The organism is Magnetospirillum moscoviense (genome assembly GCF_001650635.1).
GTDB classification, from domain to species: domain Bacteria; phylum Pseudomonadota; class Alphaproteobacteria; order Rhodospirillales; family Magnetospirillaceae; genus Magnetospirillum; species Magnetospirillum moscoviense.
On record NZ_LWQU01000167.1, the window covers coordinates 1 to 17,461 of the forward strand.

General features: G+C 64.1%; 9 protein-coding genes. 3 read left to right on the forward strand and 6 right to left on the reverse strand.

Annotated elements, in window-relative coordinates; translation table 11 throughout:
* Positions 1-87: 87 nt before the first annotated feature.
* From A6A05_RS15890 to A6A05_RS15900, 3 genes are all read right to left on the reverse strand, one after another.
* Positions 88-3,087, reverse strand: coding sequence for an ABC transporter substrate-binding protein (locus tag A6A05_RS15890; RefSeq protein ID WP_068503463.1), 3,000 nt, complete (start codon positions 3,085-3,087; stop codon positions 88-90).
* 24 nt (positions 3,088-3,111) lie between these two features.
* Entirely contained in the window at positions 3,112-12,555 is a 9,444-nt protein-coding gene (locus tag A6A05_RS21010; RefSeq protein WP_156521103.1) for a LamG-like jellyroll fold domain-containing protein, read from the reverse strand.
* 351 nt (positions 12,556-12,906) lie between these two features.
* Complete coding sequence (locus tag A6A05_RS15900) at positions 12,907-13,959, reverse strand: S8 family serine peptidase (RefSeq protein ID WP_082911018.1); 1,053 nt, start codon at positions 13,957-13,959, stop codon at positions 12,907-12,909.
* 2 nt (positions 13,960-13,961) lie between these two features.
* Here A6A05_RS15900 and A6A05_RS15905 point away from each other — a divergent pair, with 2 nt between their 5' ends.
* Complete coding sequence (locus A6A05_RS15905; RefSeq protein ID WP_068503472.1) at positions 13,962-14,279, forward strand: hypothetical protein; 318 nt, start codon at positions 13,962-13,964, stop codon at positions 14,277-14,279.
* 10 nt (positions 14,280-14,289) lie between these two features.
* Here the strand turns inward: A6A05_RS15905 and A6A05_RS15910 are convergent, their stop codons facing one another.
* The 3 genes from A6A05_RS15910 to A6A05_RS21325 all read right to left on the reverse strand — a co-directional run bounded on the left by A6A05_RS15910 (position 14,290) and on the right by A6A05_RS21325 (position 15,387).
* Complete coding sequence (locus A6A05_RS15910) at positions 14,290-14,778, reverse strand: PIN domain-containing protein (protein WP_068503475.1); 489 nt, start codon at positions 14,776-14,778, stop codon at positions 14,290-14,292.
* Entirely contained in the window at positions 14,775-15,038 is a 264-nt protein-coding gene (locus tag A6A05_RS15915) for a UPF0175 family protein (protein ID WP_068503479.1), read from the reverse strand. The genes A6A05_RS15910 and A6A05_RS15915 overlap by 4 nt, the downstream gene beginning before the upstream one ends.
* A gap of 202 nt (positions 15,039-15,240) precedes the next feature.
* Entirely contained in the window at positions 15,241-15,387 is a 147-nt protein-coding gene (locus tag A6A05_RS21325) for a hypothetical protein (RefSeq protein ID WP_172822296.1), read from the reverse strand.
* A gap of 111 nt (positions 15,388-15,498) precedes the next feature.
* Between A6A05_RS21325 and A6A05_RS15920 the strand changes: the two genes are divergently transcribed.
* Positions 15,499-17,082, forward strand: a complete 1,584-nt coding sequence (locus tag A6A05_RS15920) for a DUF7146 domain-containing protein (RefSeq protein WP_172822297.1) — start codon at positions 15,499-15,501, stop codon at positions 17,080-17,082.
* A complete protein-coding gene (locus tag A6A05_RS15925; RefSeq protein ID WP_068503484.1) occupies positions 17,079-17,408 on the forward strand; it encodes a hypothetical protein in 330 nt (109 codons plus the stop codon). Before A6A05_RS15920 ends, A6A05_RS15925 begins: the two co-directional genes overlap by 4 nt.
* Positions 17,409-17,461 lie beyond the last annotated feature (53 nt).

Here is a 17,461-nt window from a genome sequence, read left to right on the forward strand (position 1 = left end):
GCCGACGCCCAGAGAATCGTCAGCCTCGCCTTCTATCCGTGGATCGAGAAAGTCATTTCATAGGCCGGGCGGTATTACTCGAGCCGACTAAATCCGGCTGCGCAGCTCGTCCTGGATGACATCCCAGTCCTCGCGTTCATGCAAGGTGGTGGCCTTGCCGTCTTCGTCCAGTTCCTTCAGCACCGAACTGTTGCCACGGCTGGCCAGCGACGAGCCCAGCGCGATCCCGGCTTCCTTCAGCCGCGAATAGACCGCATCCCACACCCGGCCGGTGACGCTGGTCTTGCCGGAATAATCCTTGATCCAGTATTGCACGCTGTATTGGGCCAGCCAGCCGCCCTCGCCGCTGACGATGCCGTCGAAATAGACCGCCGGGGCCGGCTCGGCCAGCACGCCCGGGCATTGCAGCGGCGCGTCGTACAGCGCCTTTCTGACCGTCTCGGTCGGCAGCGCCGGATCGACGAACAGGTGGATGGTCATGCGCGAGCGGCCCTGGACGCTGTAATTGATGATCTGCGACTCCGACGCCTTGGCGTTGGGAATGGCGATGGTCATGCCAGAGCGGGTCTGCATGCGGGTGGTGCGCCAGGTGATATCGGTGATGCGGGCATCCTCGGCATTGCCGATCTTGACCCAGTCGCCGACGCCGAACGGGCGCTCCATGTTCAACACGATGCCCGAGAAGATGTTCGAGATATTGGCCTGGATGGCCAGGCCGACGATCATGGCGAGCAGACCGGAACCGGCCAGGACGCTGGTGATCGGCTGGTTCAGCACGAAGCCGATGATCCCTAAGAAGGCCAGCGAATAGATGATGAAGGCCACGAACATCCGGACGACGTTGGGAATCATGCGTCCCGATTTCTCTTCCAGCGGCGTCCAGGCGAAACGGCCCACCGCCATCACCACCAGCCGGGCCGGCACCGCCCACCACAGGCCGTCATAGACCGTCACCGCCAGGTAGACCTGGGCCAAGGGCAGGTTCTGGTAGGCGTAATCCAGCACCAGATTGCCGCCGGCCAGCAGCAGCATCGGCCAGGCGACCAGACGCATGCCATAGGAATGCATGTGCCAGAAACGACCCTGCTGCTTGCTGTCCATGGCGTGCGCGATGACCGAGGCCACCGCCGCGAAGATGGCGATATAGATGAACCATTCGGCCGGCACGAAATCGCGCGGCGACAGATTGGCCTTCTTGATGACCACGCCCAGGTCGATCTTCGAGAAATCGGGCGAGATCGAGCCATAGCCGACATATTTGGGCGAGCCCAAGGCGTCTTCCTGCGCGACTTCCTGCGACACCCAGGCGCGGTCCACCTCCCATCCCAGGCCCGGGGCGATCACCTTGTCCTGGATCAGGCGCTGCTTCAGCCCCTCGCCCGACGGCATGCCCAGCACGTCGACGACATATTGCAGGTTGTTGCGGTTCAGGCCCTTGTGGCGGAAGGCGACGCCGACGATGTGGCTGCCATAGGAACGCGGCGCGCCCGAGAAGTTCAGATTGAACTTGCCCTTGACCTCGTACAGGCGATAGGTCAGGTCGCCGGTATTGGCCTCCTCGGCCGGAGCTTCCAGCTTCACAGGCTCGGTGGCGTTGGTGAAGATCACGTCCTGCGGCTCGAAATTGCCGCGATAGCGGAACCACACCGAGAACTTGACCTGGGCGGTTTCCTTTTCCAGGTCCAGTTCGGAAACCTCGGTGACCTGCAGGCCGACATAGACCACGTTGGTCTTGTACATGAAGCGGTCATTGACATAGAGGGCGCGGCCCTGGCGCAACTCCTCGATATAGTTCGACACCGCACCCTTGGGGATCGGCTGCAACTGGGTCAGGGCCGAAATCGGCGTGGTGCCGTTATAGATGCCCATCAGCACCGGCGGGCTGGCGGCGCGGCTTTCGCCGAACACCATCTGGCCGGTGACGCCGCGCACCCCCGAAGCCGGGGTCTGGGCCAGGAAGGCCTCGGCCAGGCGGGCGCGCTTTCCGCCGATATCGCCTTCGCCGCCGGCGATGCCGCGCAGCTTGGCGGTTTCGGCCACCATCTTGATGGCATCGTGGCTGAACGCCGCCACCCAGTCGGGCTCGGCGCCGAAGCGGATGCCATAGGCGACCTTGAAATTCTGCGCCGCCTCGTTGGCGGTGTCGAACAGCAACGGCGACGAGGCGTAAAGGCCGTTGGTGAAGTTGCCGGGCGATTCGCCCTTGGCCGCCAGGGACTGGAAGGCCCTGGTGAAGGCGCTGACCGCCAGCCGCGACGGACCGAACCACACCACGCGAAGGCCGGCGGCCTTGAAGGCGGCGATCACCGGCGGCGCGGAATTCTCGTCGGCGGCCAGGAACAGCGCGCCGGCCTCGTCGCGCTTGGCGCGGTAGGATTCCACCAGCTTCTTCAGCGAATCGGCATCGCCCGGCTTGAAGGTCCAGCGAAATTGCGGCGGAGCGCCGAAGCGTTCGAAGGTCTCGGTGAAGGAATCGGCCAGGATGCGGCCGTAATCGCTTTCCTCGGCGATCACGCTCATCAGCTTGTGGCCGATGACGTTGCGGGCGTAATTAGACAGGAAGCGCGCTTCCGAGCGGGCGTCGAACAGCATCGGAAAGGCCTTGTGCTCGCTCGCCTGCTCGGCCCAGCCGGGGCTGAACGACAAGAAGGGCAAGCCGGCCTGGTTGTAGATCGGCGCCGCCACCGCCTGCGCCGCCGCCGACCAATGGCCGGTGACCGCCAGGATGCGCCTGTCGGCCGCGATCTTGGCGGCGATGTCCGCCGCCACGGCCGCATTATCCTGGTCGTCGAAGACCTGCAAGACCACCGTGCTGCCGTTGATTCCGCCGGCCTTGTTGATGTTGTCGACCAGGAAGGCGGCACCTTGGCGCATCGACTTGCCGACCTCGGCACTGGGACCGGTCAAGGGGGCGACCACGGCGATATGGTAGGACGAGGAATCGTCGGCGGTGACCACGGTGACGCGGGCCAACAGCGACAACAGCGTGCCCAGAGCCACCAGAATGCCCAGAATCGCCATGAACTTGGTGCGCTTGTTCGATCGACGAAACCACGCGACCGCAGCCGTCAGCCAGTTCAACCCCATCTTACGTCCCCTTGCCCCGCACGTTTAAGTCACCGTGATCTGGAAGATACCTGCGCTTGTCGCACCCGACGCGTCGCTGACTTGATAGCTGACATTGTCGGTCCCCTGCGAGCTTCCTGTATAGGTCAACACCCCATGATTGTCGATCGAGGCCGTTCCGTGGGTCGCCCCGCCATTGCCCCCGATCAAGGTATAGGTCAGCGCGCCGGAATCGGTTTCCGATCCCTGGGCCAGGGCCTGCAACGAGCCGTTCAGCGCCACGCTTTCGGTCATCAGATCGTCCCAGGTCGGGCCGTTGGACAAGGTCAGGTCACGGTTGTTGAGGGTAGCATCGCTGGCCACCGTGCCCGACGCCTCGTCGAAGTGCCACAGGGCGGCCAAGTTGTCTTCGTTGCCGACCAGATGCTTGGTGTAGTTTTCCTTGATCTCGGTCGCCGTGCGGACGTCGGACCAGATGCGCACCTCGTCCAGGCGGCCGTCGAAATAGCCGCTATCCAGATATTTACCCAAAAACACGGTGGCATCGCCCGAATAAGTTTCGTTGATCGAGGCCTGCTGCACCTGGGTGCCGTTCTTGTAAAGCTTCAAGGCGGTATTCACCGAATCGTAGGTGCCGGCCCAATGGATCCACTGGCCGACATCATTGTCGGCATCACCATCGTTGTAGATCAGGGAATCGCCCTTGAACCCGAACACGAAAGCGTCGGAGGTGCTGCTGTAACCGGCCAACATCGCCTTGCCGTCTAGGTTCACGGTGCCCATGCTGAGCGCGTAATCGGCGTCGGAATTGCCGCCACGGTAGGACCAGAACTCGACGCTGAACGAAGAATTGGCCAGATTGATACCCGAAACCGAGGCGTAATCGTTGGTGCCGTCCAGGCTGATGGCATAATTGGTGTCCTTCAAGACCGGGACGGTGCTGGTCTGGACCGGCAACGGACCGCTATCGACCCAGGCCCCGTTGGACAAGGTGCCGGTATTGCCGTGGCCGGTGGCGTCAAGCAGTGTGGTGCCCGACGCTTCGTCCATCTTCCAGTAACCCTGCAAGCCGGTCTCGCTTCCGGTCGCGACCGCATTCATGTCTGCGGCGATCTCGGCCTGGCTGCGAACACTCGTCCAGATGCGCACGTCATCGACGGTCATGCCGCTGGCCCAGGTGGTATCGCCCGAATTCGCCGGGGCCTGGCCCAGGTTCCAGGACGGAGCGAGATCGCTGAAGACCAAGGTGGTGGTGGCGCTGTCGACCAGTTGCCCATCGGCATAAAGCTTCAGATTGCCGCTGCTCCAGGTCGCCGCGACATGGTGCCACGAATTGGCGGCCCAATTGTCGCTGCCTTGGTAACAAATATAGGTGCTGCCGGTCTGGTTCGAGCCGCCATAGCGGAAATGCAGGCCGACATTCATGTGCGCGCTGAGATAGAAGGCGTTTTCGGACTGATTGCCGACGCCGGTGCCGATGATCGCCTGATCGGTCGTGGTGTTCCATTGCTGGCGCTTGACCCACAGCTCGATGGAACCGCTCGCGCCAAGGTCCAGGCTGTCGGCAGTGTTGGTCAAGGCGACATGATCATTGGTGCCATCGCCGGCATTCAGCACCACTGCGCCGCGGTTGCCGCCATTGGTCCATGTCAAGGACCCGCTGCCCTGCTCGACCAGATTGTTCGTCGAGCTGGAATTATAGGCGGCGACACCTCCGATCACGGCCCCTTCCTCGAAATCGTAGGAGGCATAGAGACCCGGCGTGTCGCCTTCCAGCGCCCGGCTCATGTTGGTCTTGATCTCGGTCGCCGTGCGCACCGTGTTCCACACCCGCACTTCATCGATCGAACCGGTGAAGGTGCCGCCCAGACTAGAGTTGGCGCCGACCACCAGCGTTTGGTTGTTGATGGCGAAATTGGCCATGGTGCCCGCGTTGGTGGTCAGCGTCGAATTTTCCAGCATGCCATCGACATAGATGGCACCGGTGGTGCCGTCCCAGGTGGCAGCGACATGGTGCCATTGACCGTCGGTGATGGCGGTGGTGCCGGTATAGGTACGCGCGCCGGCCGGTTGCCACGCCTCGAACCCCAGGACGCCGGTATTCTTGATCGCCAGGGTCAACGAGCCCTGGCTGCCGGTGACCTGATCCGAGATGATCCCCACCCAGGTTCCGGCGGTCGTGGTCTTGATCCAGGCCTCGTAGGTCGCCGTCGAATAGGACACGCCCGAACTGCTGGCCAGATACTTGCCGCCCGCCAGCGAGACGCCGGTATTGGCCCGCGACTGGCTGGCCGCCGAGGCCGCCGTGACCGGATCGTTGACGGCAACGGTGATGGTCTGGTTGGTCGAGGTCGCCCCATCGGACGCGGTGACGATGAAACTGTCGGTGCCGACATATTTCTGCGTCGGCGTATAGGTGAAGGTGCCGGTCGAAGACATCGCCACCGTGCCGTGGGACGGATTGCCGGCCATGCTGTAGGTGATGGCGCCGTTATCGAGGTTCGTCGCCTTCAGGCTGCTGGTCAGCACCGTGTTGGCATTGGTGGCGAGCTGGGTGTCGTAAACCGGATCGGCGACATTGGCCCAGGCGGTGCCGTTGACCAAGGTCCCCGCCGCCCCGCCGTCAGCCGCGTTGGAGATGGTGGTGCCGCTGCCTTCGTTGGTGCGCCAATAGCCGATCAGACCCGTCTCGGTGCCGGTCAGCGGCGCATTCATGGCCGCCGCGATGGCGGAACCGCTGCGGGCCAGGTTCCACACCCGGACATCGGCCATCAATCCGTCGTAATAAGGATCGGACGAGAACGTCGATTTGCCCAGAGTGGCGATGGTCGCGCCCAGATCGATGGGGTTCAAGGTGATGGTCGAGGTCGCCACGGCGACACCGTTGACGTAAAGGGTGGCGGTATCGCCGGCCAGGGTCACCGCGACATGGCTCCACACGCCGACCTGCAGGGCCGGGCCTTCGACGATCTGCTCGCCGCCGCCGCCGCCGGTGGTGCTGATGGTGAAGCGCAATCCGCCGTTATGTTGGCTGGCATTGACCATGCCCATGAACTTGGTGGTGGAGCCGTTGTTGACATCGAAGATACGCTGCCACGGCGTCGCGGTGTCGGGCCGGACCCAGGCCTCGAAGGTGAAGTCGGTGGTGGTGGCGATATCGGTCGGCAGGCTGACGTAATCGTTGGTGCCGTCGAACGACAGGGCGCGCTCGGGGGTGTCCTGGACCCGGGGCGTCGCCGCCACCCAGTTGGCGCCACTGATAGTGCCCGGCATGCCCGCCCAGGCGCTGATATTGTCGATATTGGTAGCAATGGTTCCCGAACCATCGGTCAGCCGCCAGTTGGAGGCCAGAGCGGATTCGGCCCCGGTCAGCTTCGTCACCATGTCGCTGGAGACCTGGGTCTGGTCGCGCACGGTGCTCCATATCCGGACATCGGCGATCTGGCCGTCGAAATACCGGCTGACCGTGCCATTATCGTTCCAGGCACCGATGCCCAGGACACCGGTACTGTCGGGGATGCCGGCGGCCCCATAGGTGTGCGTGGCGTTCTCGACGCCATTCAGATAGATCTTGGACACGCCGGTCGTGGCGTCCAGGGTGGCGGCGACGTGGACCCATTGCCCGGCGGTCAGGGTCGAACTGGACAGGAAGGACTGGCCGCCATTGGCCCCGGTCGCCCACTCGATCTTGCCGTTGACGATCTGCAGGTGATAGCTGTACCCGCCGGTCGGTCCCTTGGTGACGATGGCATGGGTGTTGGCGTTGATGACGTCCAACTTGACCCAGGCCTCGACCGTGATCGACGACGGCGTGAGCGCCGCCGCATCGGCGACCGAGACGTAATCGTTGACCCCGTCGAAATTCAGCGTGCGGTCGTCGTTGCCGTTCCTCAGCACCATCGGCAGGCTATTCGAGGCGAAAACCGCCGTGCGGTTGTTCCCCGACAGGTCGGTGGCGGAATTGCCCACCTCGTCGAAGCGCCAATAGCCGGCCAGTCCGCTTTCAGTACCGACCAGTTCCTTGTTGTAGCTGGCCTTGATCTGGGCGTCGGTGCGGGCCACGCTCCACACCCGGGCCTCGTCGATCTGGGCGACGCTTGGGAACAGGGTCGGGTTGATGTCGGCGCCGATGCCGACATATTGCGCGGCGTTGGTCAGCTGGAAGTTGCTTAAGGTCGTGGCCTGCGACAGGACCAGATCGCCGTTGACGTAAAGCTTGACGGTGGCGCCGTCATAGCTGGCGGCGATGTGGTACCAGGTGTCCGCCGATAGCGTGGTGGTGGAATCGATGCGGGCCGGATTGGTCCACAGGCCCAGGATGCCGTTATTGACCTCGAAGACGAAGCGCTTGGCGGTGTCCGGGTCGGTGCCGTCGCCCACCCACATCAGATTGTGCTTGGTCAGCGGGCCGGTCAGCTTGACCACCATCTCGATGGTGGCGGTGTTGGTGATGGTGCCGGTGCCCAGATTGGCCAGGGCGTACTCGCCGGCCGACACCGACAGGGCACCGCGTCCGTCGGACGCGCCGGCGAAGACCGGAGAGGCGCTTTCGGAGACGGCGATGGTGTTGGTGACGGCGCTGCTGAGATTGTTGGCGCTTTCGCCGTCGCTCAGGACCAGGCTGATGGTGCGAGTCGCGGCGTTCGCGGTCGGTGTGGCGCTGGTCGAGGAGAACGTCACCGATTCCACCGCAGCCTTGTACTGGGCCAAGGTGGCGTTGCCGGAAAGCGTTAGCACGCCGGTGGCGGAATCGTAACTGCCGGTGATGCCGTTCTGGTTGGCGAAGGTCAGCGTGTCGCCGCTGGTCAGGTTGGCGCTGATGGTAATGGTCGCCCCGCCCATCTGCGTGGGGGCATCGACGTCGGAAATGGTGATGCCAGGCATCACCGCGAGGCCGCTGCCACCCTCGAAATAGGTCAAGCTGCGGCTGGCATCGCCCGAGAAGGTCACGCCGGTATTGGTGGCATGGCGGGCATTGGCGGTGGAATCGTTGGCCGAATCGCCCTTGTACCAAGCCTGCAGCCCGGTCGTGCCGCTGATATCGCTATTCATGTTGCGGTTGATCTGGCTGGCGGTGCGTGCCGTCGACCACACCCGCATGTCGGCCATCGAGCCGACGAAATTGGGATCGCCGGCATTGCCGGACTTGCCGATCCAGGCATTGGCGATGGCGAAGCCCGAGCGATCGACATTGATGGTGCCGCTGGCGACCTCGGCGCCGTTGATATACATCTTCGCGGTGGTGCCCGACAGGGTCACGGCGATATGGCTCCAGCTGTTCTGAGCCAGCGCCACCGAAGAATCCAGCCGGGATTCGGTGGTCCCGTCGCCGGCACCCGACAGCGCGAAGCGCGGCTTGCCGGTATCGGCCGAGACGGTCAGGAACATGTATTCGTCGGCATTCTCGGAAAAATCGAAAATGCGTTGCCAATTGGCGGTGCTGCCCGGCTTGACCCAGCCTTCCAGCGTGAAATCACCGGTCTGCCCCACCGCGGTGGGAAGGGTCAGATAATCGTTGCCGTCGAACACCATGGCGGGCTTGGCCAGCGTCACCGCCGGGGCGTCGTTGACCGGATCGACCGTCACCGTCACCGTCGAGGTGACCGCAACGTGCGGCCCCGCCCCGTCATCGTCGGCGGTCAGCTGGAACGTGTCGGTACCGCTCCAATTGGCGGCCGGGGTGTAGGTCCAGGTACCGTCGGCGGCGATGCTGGCGGTGCCATGGCTGGGCTGGCCGGTCACCGTATAGCTGAGCGTGTCGCCGTCCGGGTCGCTGAAACCGGCCGCCCCGGTGACGGCGACATCTTCCGAGGTGTAGGCGCCGACGTCATAGGGGGTCGGCGCGGTGTTGACGTTGCTGACGTTGATGGTGAAGCTTTCCACCCGCGACAGGCCGGCGGCGTCGGTAACCTTGACCTGGACGATGTGCGAGGTGGCGGTGGCGTAATTCAGGCCGGCGGCGACCTTCAATTCGTAAATACCCGACGCGTTTTGCACCAGCGAGAACTTGCCGCCGGCATTGTCCGCCAGCGAGTAGGTCATGGTCTGGTTGAGGTCGGTATCGGAATGGCCGAACCGGGCGACCACGGTGCCGATGGCGGCGGTTTCCGGGGCGACCAGGGTCGGCTCGGCGATGTTCGGGCCGCTGTTTTGCACATGGGCGAAGGTCTGGAACTTGATGGTCTGGCCGGTGCCGCCGCTGGCCTGAACCAGGCTCATCTGCACCTGATAGGTGCCCGAGGCCTTGGAGACCGGATAATCCAGGCTGGCATTCAGCAGATTGCTTTGGCCGGCGGTTCCGGTGAACGACACCGACTGCGTCGCGACGATCTCGCCGGCCGGCGACACCAGCTTGAAATCGGCGCGGTAATTGCCCGAACTCGTGACCGCGATGACCGCGCTGGTGTCGGCATAGGCGGTGGTGCCGACCAAGGTGCCGCCGACGATGTTCAGGGCCGACACCGTGGCCCCGGTCAGCGGCGTGGTGCTGACCGTCAGCTTGGCCCAGTCGGTGGTCACCGCCCAGCCGTTATCGACGGTGACGCTGATCTGGTTGGTGCCGTTGACGATCCAGGCCGGGTTGACGGTGAAGGTGGTGATCGAGAACTGGTCGTTCTGGCCTTGCAGGTAGCCCAGATTGTTCCCGTTGAACCTGACCAGGTCGCGCTCGCCCCAAAAATAATCGACATCGTTGGCACCGATGCGCAAGGTCGCCGAGCTGTACGGCCCCGACACGCCGGTCAGCGTGTAGGTCACCGTGGTCCCACCCGAGAACGAACGGTTGGTATCGTCCAGAAAGGTAAAGCTGGTCAGCGAACCGAACGACTTTGCCGCATAGGCGTGGATGTTCTGGGGCGCCGCCGCGTTAGCCCCCACCGTCAGGGCGAAATTCTGCCCGGTCAACGTGGCGCCGTCGCCGTCGGTCAGGGAATAGGTGAAGCTGTCGTCGCCCACCCCATATGCGCCGTGATGCAGATAGCTGACCAGACCGGAATTGATGTCGGCCTGGGTGAAGGTGCCGCCATTGGCCAGCTTGACGCCGTTTTTCCACACGCTGCCGTCGGTCGGGCCGGCGGTGATGGTATAGGTCAGGTTGGCCGCCGCCTGCTCGAGGTCGGCGGCAACCAGCTTGGTGGCCAGGCTGACGCTTTGGCCGCGCGCGGTCGATGCCGCCGTGGCCGAAATGGTCGGCGCGTCGTTGACCGGGGTGACGTCGACCGTCAGGGTCTTGCTGGCCACCGACCACAAATCGCCGTCGCTGACCTTGTAGGTCAGTCCGGAATAGGCATTGCCGTTGGCGTTGGCCACCGGCACGAAACGCATGTTACCGGCGGTGATGTCCGACGCGTTGTAGGCCTGGGCAAGAGTGGCCGCGCCCCAGGCCGTGCCGTTGAAGTATTGCAAGCTCCCGGCCGACACCGATTCGAACCGCACCGCGCTGATGGCGGTGTTCTCGATGTCGCTATAGCCGAAATCGGCGATGGCCAGGGCACGGACGGTGTCCTCGTCCATGGTAACGGTCTTGTTGGTGGCGGTCGGCGCGTCGTTGACCGGAGTGACGGTCACCGACACCGTTTTTGTAGCAGAGGTACCGTCGGTACTGGCCGCTGTGACGGTGAGGATGGCCGCGCCGTTCTGGTGCAGGCCCGGCGCCAGCGTCAGAGTGCGCCCGCCGGCGCCCTGGCCGAAGGTCATGGTGCCGGCCCCGAACATCGCGGTATTGCTGGAGACCGCATCCATGGTGACGATCCCGCCATCGGGGTCCTGCGCCGCGAAATTGACCACCAGCGAGCCGTCCTCGGCCAGCGTCGCATTGTTGGCGATCGTCAATGTCACCGCCTGATTGACCGGCCCCTGGTTGGTGTCCTGACGCGGCGCCGCCGGCGGCGGCGGCGGGGGTGGCGGTGGCGGCGGGGGTGGCGGCGGTGGCGGTGGCGGGGGTGGCGGCGGCGGCGCCACGAAGACCGGCGGCGGCGGCGGCGGCGGTGGCGGCGGCGGGGGTGCCGCGGCTGGCTGCGACGCCGTCGCGATCGCGCCCGGCGAGAAGGATGGAGACGACGCGGTGGCGGCGATGGTGGCGAAGCTGGGCGGCGCGGGCGGCGGTGCGGCCTCGACCTTGGCCGAGGCTGCGGCCTGGGTGGCGGCCCGCTGGCTGGCGTCAGCGACCGCCGCGGCTGGCGCCACACCACTGGCCAGCGCTTGGCTCAGCGCCTGATTGAAGGCGGCGCCGCTGCCGCCCAGACTCCCGCTGCCGGTCGCCAGCGCGGCCAGAACCGGATTGGCGGCGGCCGCCGCGACCTTGTTGTTGGCGGCGGCGACGGTGGCTTGGGCGGTCGCCGCCTGCGCCAGCGCCTGCCCGATATTGGTCCCACTGGCCAGCGCGGCACTCAGGCTTTGTTCGAAGGTGGCGCCGCCGCCTTGCAGCGCTGCCGCCACGTTGGCCCCCGAGGCCAGCGCATCCAGCACCCCGCCCCCGCCGCCCCCGCCGGTCGGCGCCGCCGGCGGCTGGCTGATTCCGGCCGCCGCCATCAACTGGTTGAGCGCCCCACTGGGCGAATCGGTGGCGGCGCCGACGTTCTGACCGGTGGCCAACGCCGCCAGAACGCCGCCCTTATCGGCGGCCGCCGCAACCGCCAGGGCCTTGGCCCCCTGCTCCACCGCCGCCTTGGCGTCGGCGGCGGCGGCGGCCGGGTCCTTGCCCGCCGCCAGCGCCTCGGCGAACCGTTCGGCGAAGGCCGGATCCTTGGCCAAGGCGCCCAGATTCTTGTCCACCCCCTCGCCGCTGACCAGCGCCGCCAGGATCGGGTTGGTATCCTTATCCGCCCCGGCCTGGGCCCCGGCCGCGCTCTTGGCCTTGCCCACGGCCTGACCCAGCGTCTCGCCGCGCGCCAGGGCGTCGCCCAGCGACCGCGACGCGCCCCGGCCACCGGCGCCCGCCCCGGCGATGGCAGCGTCGATCCCGGCGCCGGAACTCAGCGCCGCCAGCACCGGATCGACGGTCGGCGACAGGAAGGTCTTGATGGCGCTAACGAACACCCGCTCGGCATCGGCGATGGCCAGGTTCAGGCTTTGGCCGGCATTCAGGTTGCCCGACAATTCGTTGACGAACATCGAAGCGGCCCGCTCGGCCTGGGCCTTGGGCACGCCGCGCGATATCGCCTGCGCCACCTCGGCGGCGACGAAACGGTCGATGGCGGTGCCGATGTCGGCCCCCGAGGCGATGGCGGTCTTGAAGGTGTCGATCGCCCCCTTGCCGACAAAGGGCTTGGCGTCGTTGGCCTGGGCCAGCTGCTCGCCGGCATCGCCTTCCAGCGCGGCCTGATGGACGATATCCTGCACCCCGTCGGCGGACACGACGAAACCCTCGGCATCAACGACGATCGCATTGACCTCGTTGCCGGGGGCCTGTTCCTGGGGGAGCGATTCCGTGTGCTCCTCTAGGACGACGTCAGGGGCCACGCCGTCCTCGGATAGCTGATCGCTAGTCATTGGTCGTGATCATACCCGATTGGCCAGTTTCGTCAGCCGATGCATAAGACCAAATACCCCACTACTAAAGCATTGGCTTGAAGCGAATATGGCACCGACACAGGCGCCAAACTGAAGCGATGGTATCATACGCACACCCCGCTCTTGCAGCCGCCAAGCTGTAAGGTTTTGTGACGGAATGTTTCACGGAAAAGAAAAACCGCGCCCCCTTTGCAGGAATCGCGGTTGGCATTCTTTGGTGAAGGAAAGGGAACCGCCAACCAACCCTCTCTGCTGTGTTTTCAATCGGTTGCTCTGGCCCGACACAGAGGAAGACCAAGTGCCGAACCAGAACTCGCACAGATGGCCCGGCTACGTTTCAATGACCGTGGGCAATGTGGTCAATGTCGCAAGCTCCGTGCTGACGGGGGTGTAGAGATCCACTTGGTCAGTGGGCGTGGCCAATGATACGACCAGGGAATAGCGTGCCCGCTTTTCCGGGGAGCGCGGAGACTTCCACCAGCCCCCAAGAGGAACGATGGCCAGCTTCCGGCGATCAGCCAGAGTGATGGCAGGCCCTTCCCAGATGTCCGAATGGAGGGAGCCGCGGTTCCGTTGGCGCGGTCCCAGGAACCAACCATCCTCGCCGCCTTCGGCCCCATCCCAATCGTCGTCGCGGTCCATGATGTTGAGGCGGGCAAAGAATGCGTGGTCGGACTCGTTCGGCCGCTGCAGATGGAAGCGGAACCCGTGAGACGCGTAACGGTAGCGCCCCTTCCAGCCTCGTGCGGCTGGATTGGATTCGACGAAATACGAAAGCGTCACCCGTAGCTTCACGGGCGTGTCGCCCAGGTCACGCAACAAGTCGCCGGTCCACGGGAGTTGATAGAAGTGCATCTCCGGCATGGTTCCACCGGCGGCCACCACCATCATCTCGTTCTCGACGACAACGGCGACGTCGTTCCCGGCAGAGGCGAGCACCCTCCGGATGTCGGGCACCCCAAATCCATATGTCCGGAGCAAGCTGGCGCGTTCTGACCTTCGAGCCGCATTGAACTTGTCCGCCACCAGATGCGGCCACTCCGCAGAATGGACAATCAGGGCGCGGACGGTTTCTTCCCAGCAATCCGGCAGGTGAGCCAACGTTTCCGCCGCCATCCATGACACTTGCGCAGCGGCGGCGCTGGTGGCGTGAATAGTGTCGAAGAAGCGGTTCGGAATGTCGTAGTGCGTCGTCAATAGAGCGAGGCAAGCCGGGCTATCCCACTCGGCCCCCGACGGGCTGACCGCAAGGTTGCCACCCTCAATGACGACATCGGGGCGAACCGCATCGGCGCAGCCTCGTCGCCGCGACGACCATTTTTCACCATTCGGGAAAGCTGACCCCCGACGCCATTGCCAAGTTCGAGGCCGGGCCGTCAACACGGTTGACGGCCATTGAAATCCACCACAATGACCGCACGGGGCGGATCATCGAGCAGCTTGAGGGATATCTGCCGGCCATCCGGGAAAATGCCTTCGCGAGGCGCTACAACCACGAAAGCCCGCCCTTCGTGCTGTCGATTTTCGACGAGCCTGGGGCGCTGAAAGCGGCCAAGGTACGCTTCCTTGAGCACCCCGAACTGAGCCAAGTGAAGGATGGGTTCCTGTTTGCGTCGCTGGCCTCGGTGGGAGAGGACATCGCCCAGGGCTGGCACTATGTCGACGGGAGACCCGCCCCGTTGTTCGGCGCACTACCGGCGTAGTGCATAGTGGTCAATGACCAAGGATGCGAGCCAGCGCCAAATCCAACAAGCCGCGATTGATGCGACCCGCCCGGAACAGATCGCGCAGCGCCGATTCCGCCTCGTCCTGTAAAATGCGCCGATCCTGCCAGGCCGCCAGGATCAGGCCGACGGCGCCCGAGACATGCAGCCCCAACTCCAGGGCCACTTCACGCCCCTGCCGCTCTTCGATCAGTAGCGGCACGTCCTGAGACAGGGCAAGGGCTATGGCGTGGCGTTCGCCGTCATCCAGCCCACGCGTGGCCTCCGGCGGCACCGGAGCCTCGACAACACGCAGCAAGCCGGAAAGCCCAAAATGGTCGCTGTAAGCGGTGCCCAATGGCAGGCCGGCGCTCAGTTCCATGTAGACCTGGGGAGGAACCAGAACCACGCCGACCATGCGTCGCACCAAGGCAAAGCCGCCCTCGATCTTTTCGAAGGAAATCAGCGGGCCGGTGTCACTGACGACGACCGGGATCATTGCTTGCGGGAGAGAAGGCGTGCCGCCTCAAGTTCCTGATCGAAATCGTGCTCGTCCATCATGGCGAAGCCATAGGACGACAGCCGTTCCTCGAACTGCCGCCGAGTCAGGCCCATGATTTCGCGGGCTTGCACCGGCGTGATGCGGCCTTGCTTGTAGAGCACCACGGCGATGGCGTCGCGCATGGTTTCCTGGTCGCGCAGAATGTCGGGCGAAAGTTCGACCGAGGCCGGAATGTCGATGGTGATGCGGTTGGGCATGGCGAAACCAGTTTAAGTGTCTGCCGACATTATACGAACCGAGAGCGAACATGCAAATGTTTCCCCGCTCAACCCACCCAGAAAAATATTGAAAAGCAATATTGTCACACATGAAAAGCCATTATTATTCTCAGATTGACAGCAATTGACGGATTGCTAGAATATTTTACGAAATAAATATGAGATAAAAGTCACGTCATTATCAGATAACCATCAACTTGTTATGAAAAAAGGTATTTTTCAACTCGCCGCCAGAGCATTTTTTTCCGCTCTTTTCGTTCGCCCCGCCATCATCGCAACCAATACCGTCCAGTTGGCGATTGCCGGCCTGCTCGCTCTTGCCCTGCACCTGTTCGCCTCACCCGACGGCAAGGCGTTGTCCCTGCTGCGGACATGGGCCGCCTCTTCTTGGTTCCAGATATCCCGCAATCTGCTGGCCTACCTGCCGGAAGGGATGGCCATGCTGTTATCGCGGGCCTGGTCCGGCAGCATGGACAAGGCCAGAACGCGGCACACCTACATCCTCGGCATGTCAGGATCGGGCAAATCCGTCACCATGGAAATGTTCCTTTACCGCGACGTGCGCAAGGGCCACGGCATCGCCCTGATCGAACCGCACGGCGAACTGGCCGACCGCTTCCTGCATTTCGACCTGTTTCGTCTCGATCACAAGGGGCAGGCGCACCAGCGCCTGGTTCTGCTCGACCTGGAAAGCCCCGAGCCGACCCCTTTCAACATCTTCCGCATTCCGTTGCCGTCCGATCCCGTCAGCCGGGCCATTCGCATCGACGAATTGGCCGCCTCCTTCCTCCAGGCCTTGAAGCTGGCCATCCGCCCAGAGATGACCGAAGGCATGGAGGCGATGCTGCGCAACGCCATCACTGCCGTCTTTCACCTGACCCAGCAGGGTGACAGCATCGACCTGGATCGGCTGGCCGATGTCTTCCGGGCCCGGATCGGCGATCTGATCTTTGGCGTCTGGCGTCTGGCCGGGCACCGGGACGGCAACAATTTTGTTTGCCCCAACCCGTTGCGGGCCGACCGCACCGCCGGATCGTTCCGCATCGGCGTCGGCGGCAAGTTCCAGGGCATGGTCACCGACTTTGCCGGCGAGGCGGTGCCGGGCACCGGCAAGAAAAGCGTGTCGGCGCTGTCGTTCCACATCGCCCTGATGCATAGCGGCGACAAGAATGAAGGGGTGCGCTGGGCCAAGGATTGGGCCGGCTTTACCGGCAAGGCGCCCGACAGCCTGAGGGTTTCGCGCGAGGCCTTGGATAAATTCGACAATCGGCCGCAGGAAAGCGAAGAGGACATCAAGAAGAAGCGCGGTCGAAGCTTGCGCATCTATCTGGACAAGACGACGGCGTGGATGAACACGCCGGCCCAGTATTATTACGCCGGGCGCGGCATCGACCTTGACCGACTGCCCTTCATGGCCAATGCGCCGCGCTACAAGGAAAAATGCTTCTGTGGCGAGCTGGGCAAGCCGGGGACCGACCCCGAGGCCTATTTGCCGGCCATCATTTTGCCCTATGTCGCCATGGACGGCACCTTTTTGGCCGTGCACCGGACCTATTTGCGTCGCACCGACGACGGCGGCTGGGTCAAGGCGGCGATCAAGCGGGCCAAGCGGTCCTATGGGTCCTATGCCGGCGGCGTCATCCATCTGTGGAACGGGTCCCATGTGCTGAAGCGGACCGGCGAGGTGGCCTATGGCCGGCCGTTGTCGAAGGCCGACGGGCCGATCAGGGTGCATCTGTGCGAGGGGCCGGAAGACGGCTGGTCGGTGGCCTTGGCCTATCCCGACGAACGGGTCGATGCGGCCGGGTCGGTCTCGAACATGGGCGGCCTGGCATACCCGGAGAAGGTGACGGAAATCGTGATCTGGAAGCAGGCCGACCCGCCGGGCAGCCCGGCCGACAAGGAATTCCGCAAGGCGGTCAAGAATTTCAAGGACCAGGGCAAGCGCGTCATGGTCGCCGACGTCACCAGCGTGATGGCCGGCGCGAAGGATGCCAACGATGTGTTGAAGGGGGCGAAGTGAGCGGACAGGGTGACGACGCGCCGGAACATGGCCAGGATGACGGCATCGAGACATTGCGCGGCGTCCAATGGGTCGAGATCGGCGACGATTGGGGCGCCGACGGGCTGGATGACGAACCCGGTGCGGCCGGATTGGACGATGCCGACGCCGAAGACCCGGCCGGCCCGTCCAATGACGATCAGCCGCCGGGGGAGAACGGCTATCAGGTGGTGCGCATCCCCCGGTCGATGCGCGGGCGGCTGACCCTGCCGCAGGGGTGCCCGGTGACGCCGTTGGGCGTGCTGGACGACAAGTTTTTCTATGGCTCTATTCGCAATTCGTATTGATATCGTGTAGAATGGCGGAAACGCGGGAGGTTTTGCGCGATGGATCGGAAGGA

Excerpts from the sequence above, each read along its gene's own strand:
- A6A05_RS15890 (WP_068503463.1), bottom strand. The coding sequence starts at position 3,087 with ATGGGGTTGAACTGGCTGACGGCTGCGGTCGCGTGGTTTCGTCGATCG.
- A6A05_RS21010 (WP_156521103.1), bottom strand. The coding sequence starts at position 12,555 with ATGACTAGCGATCAGCTATCCGAGGACGGCGTGGCCCCTGACGTCGTC.
- A6A05_RS15910 (WP_068503475.1), bottom strand. The coding sequence starts at position 14,778 with ATGATCCCGGTCGTCGTCAGTGACACCGGCCCGCTGATTTCCTTCGAA.
- A6A05_RS15915 (WP_068503479.1), bottom strand. The coding sequence starts at position 15,038 with ATGCCCAACCGCATCACCATCGACATTCCGGCCTCGGTCGAACTTTCG.
- A6A05_RS15920 (WP_172822297.1), top strand. The coding sequence starts at position 15,499 with ATGCTGTTATCGCGGGCCTGGTCCGGCAGCATGGACAAGGCCAGAACG.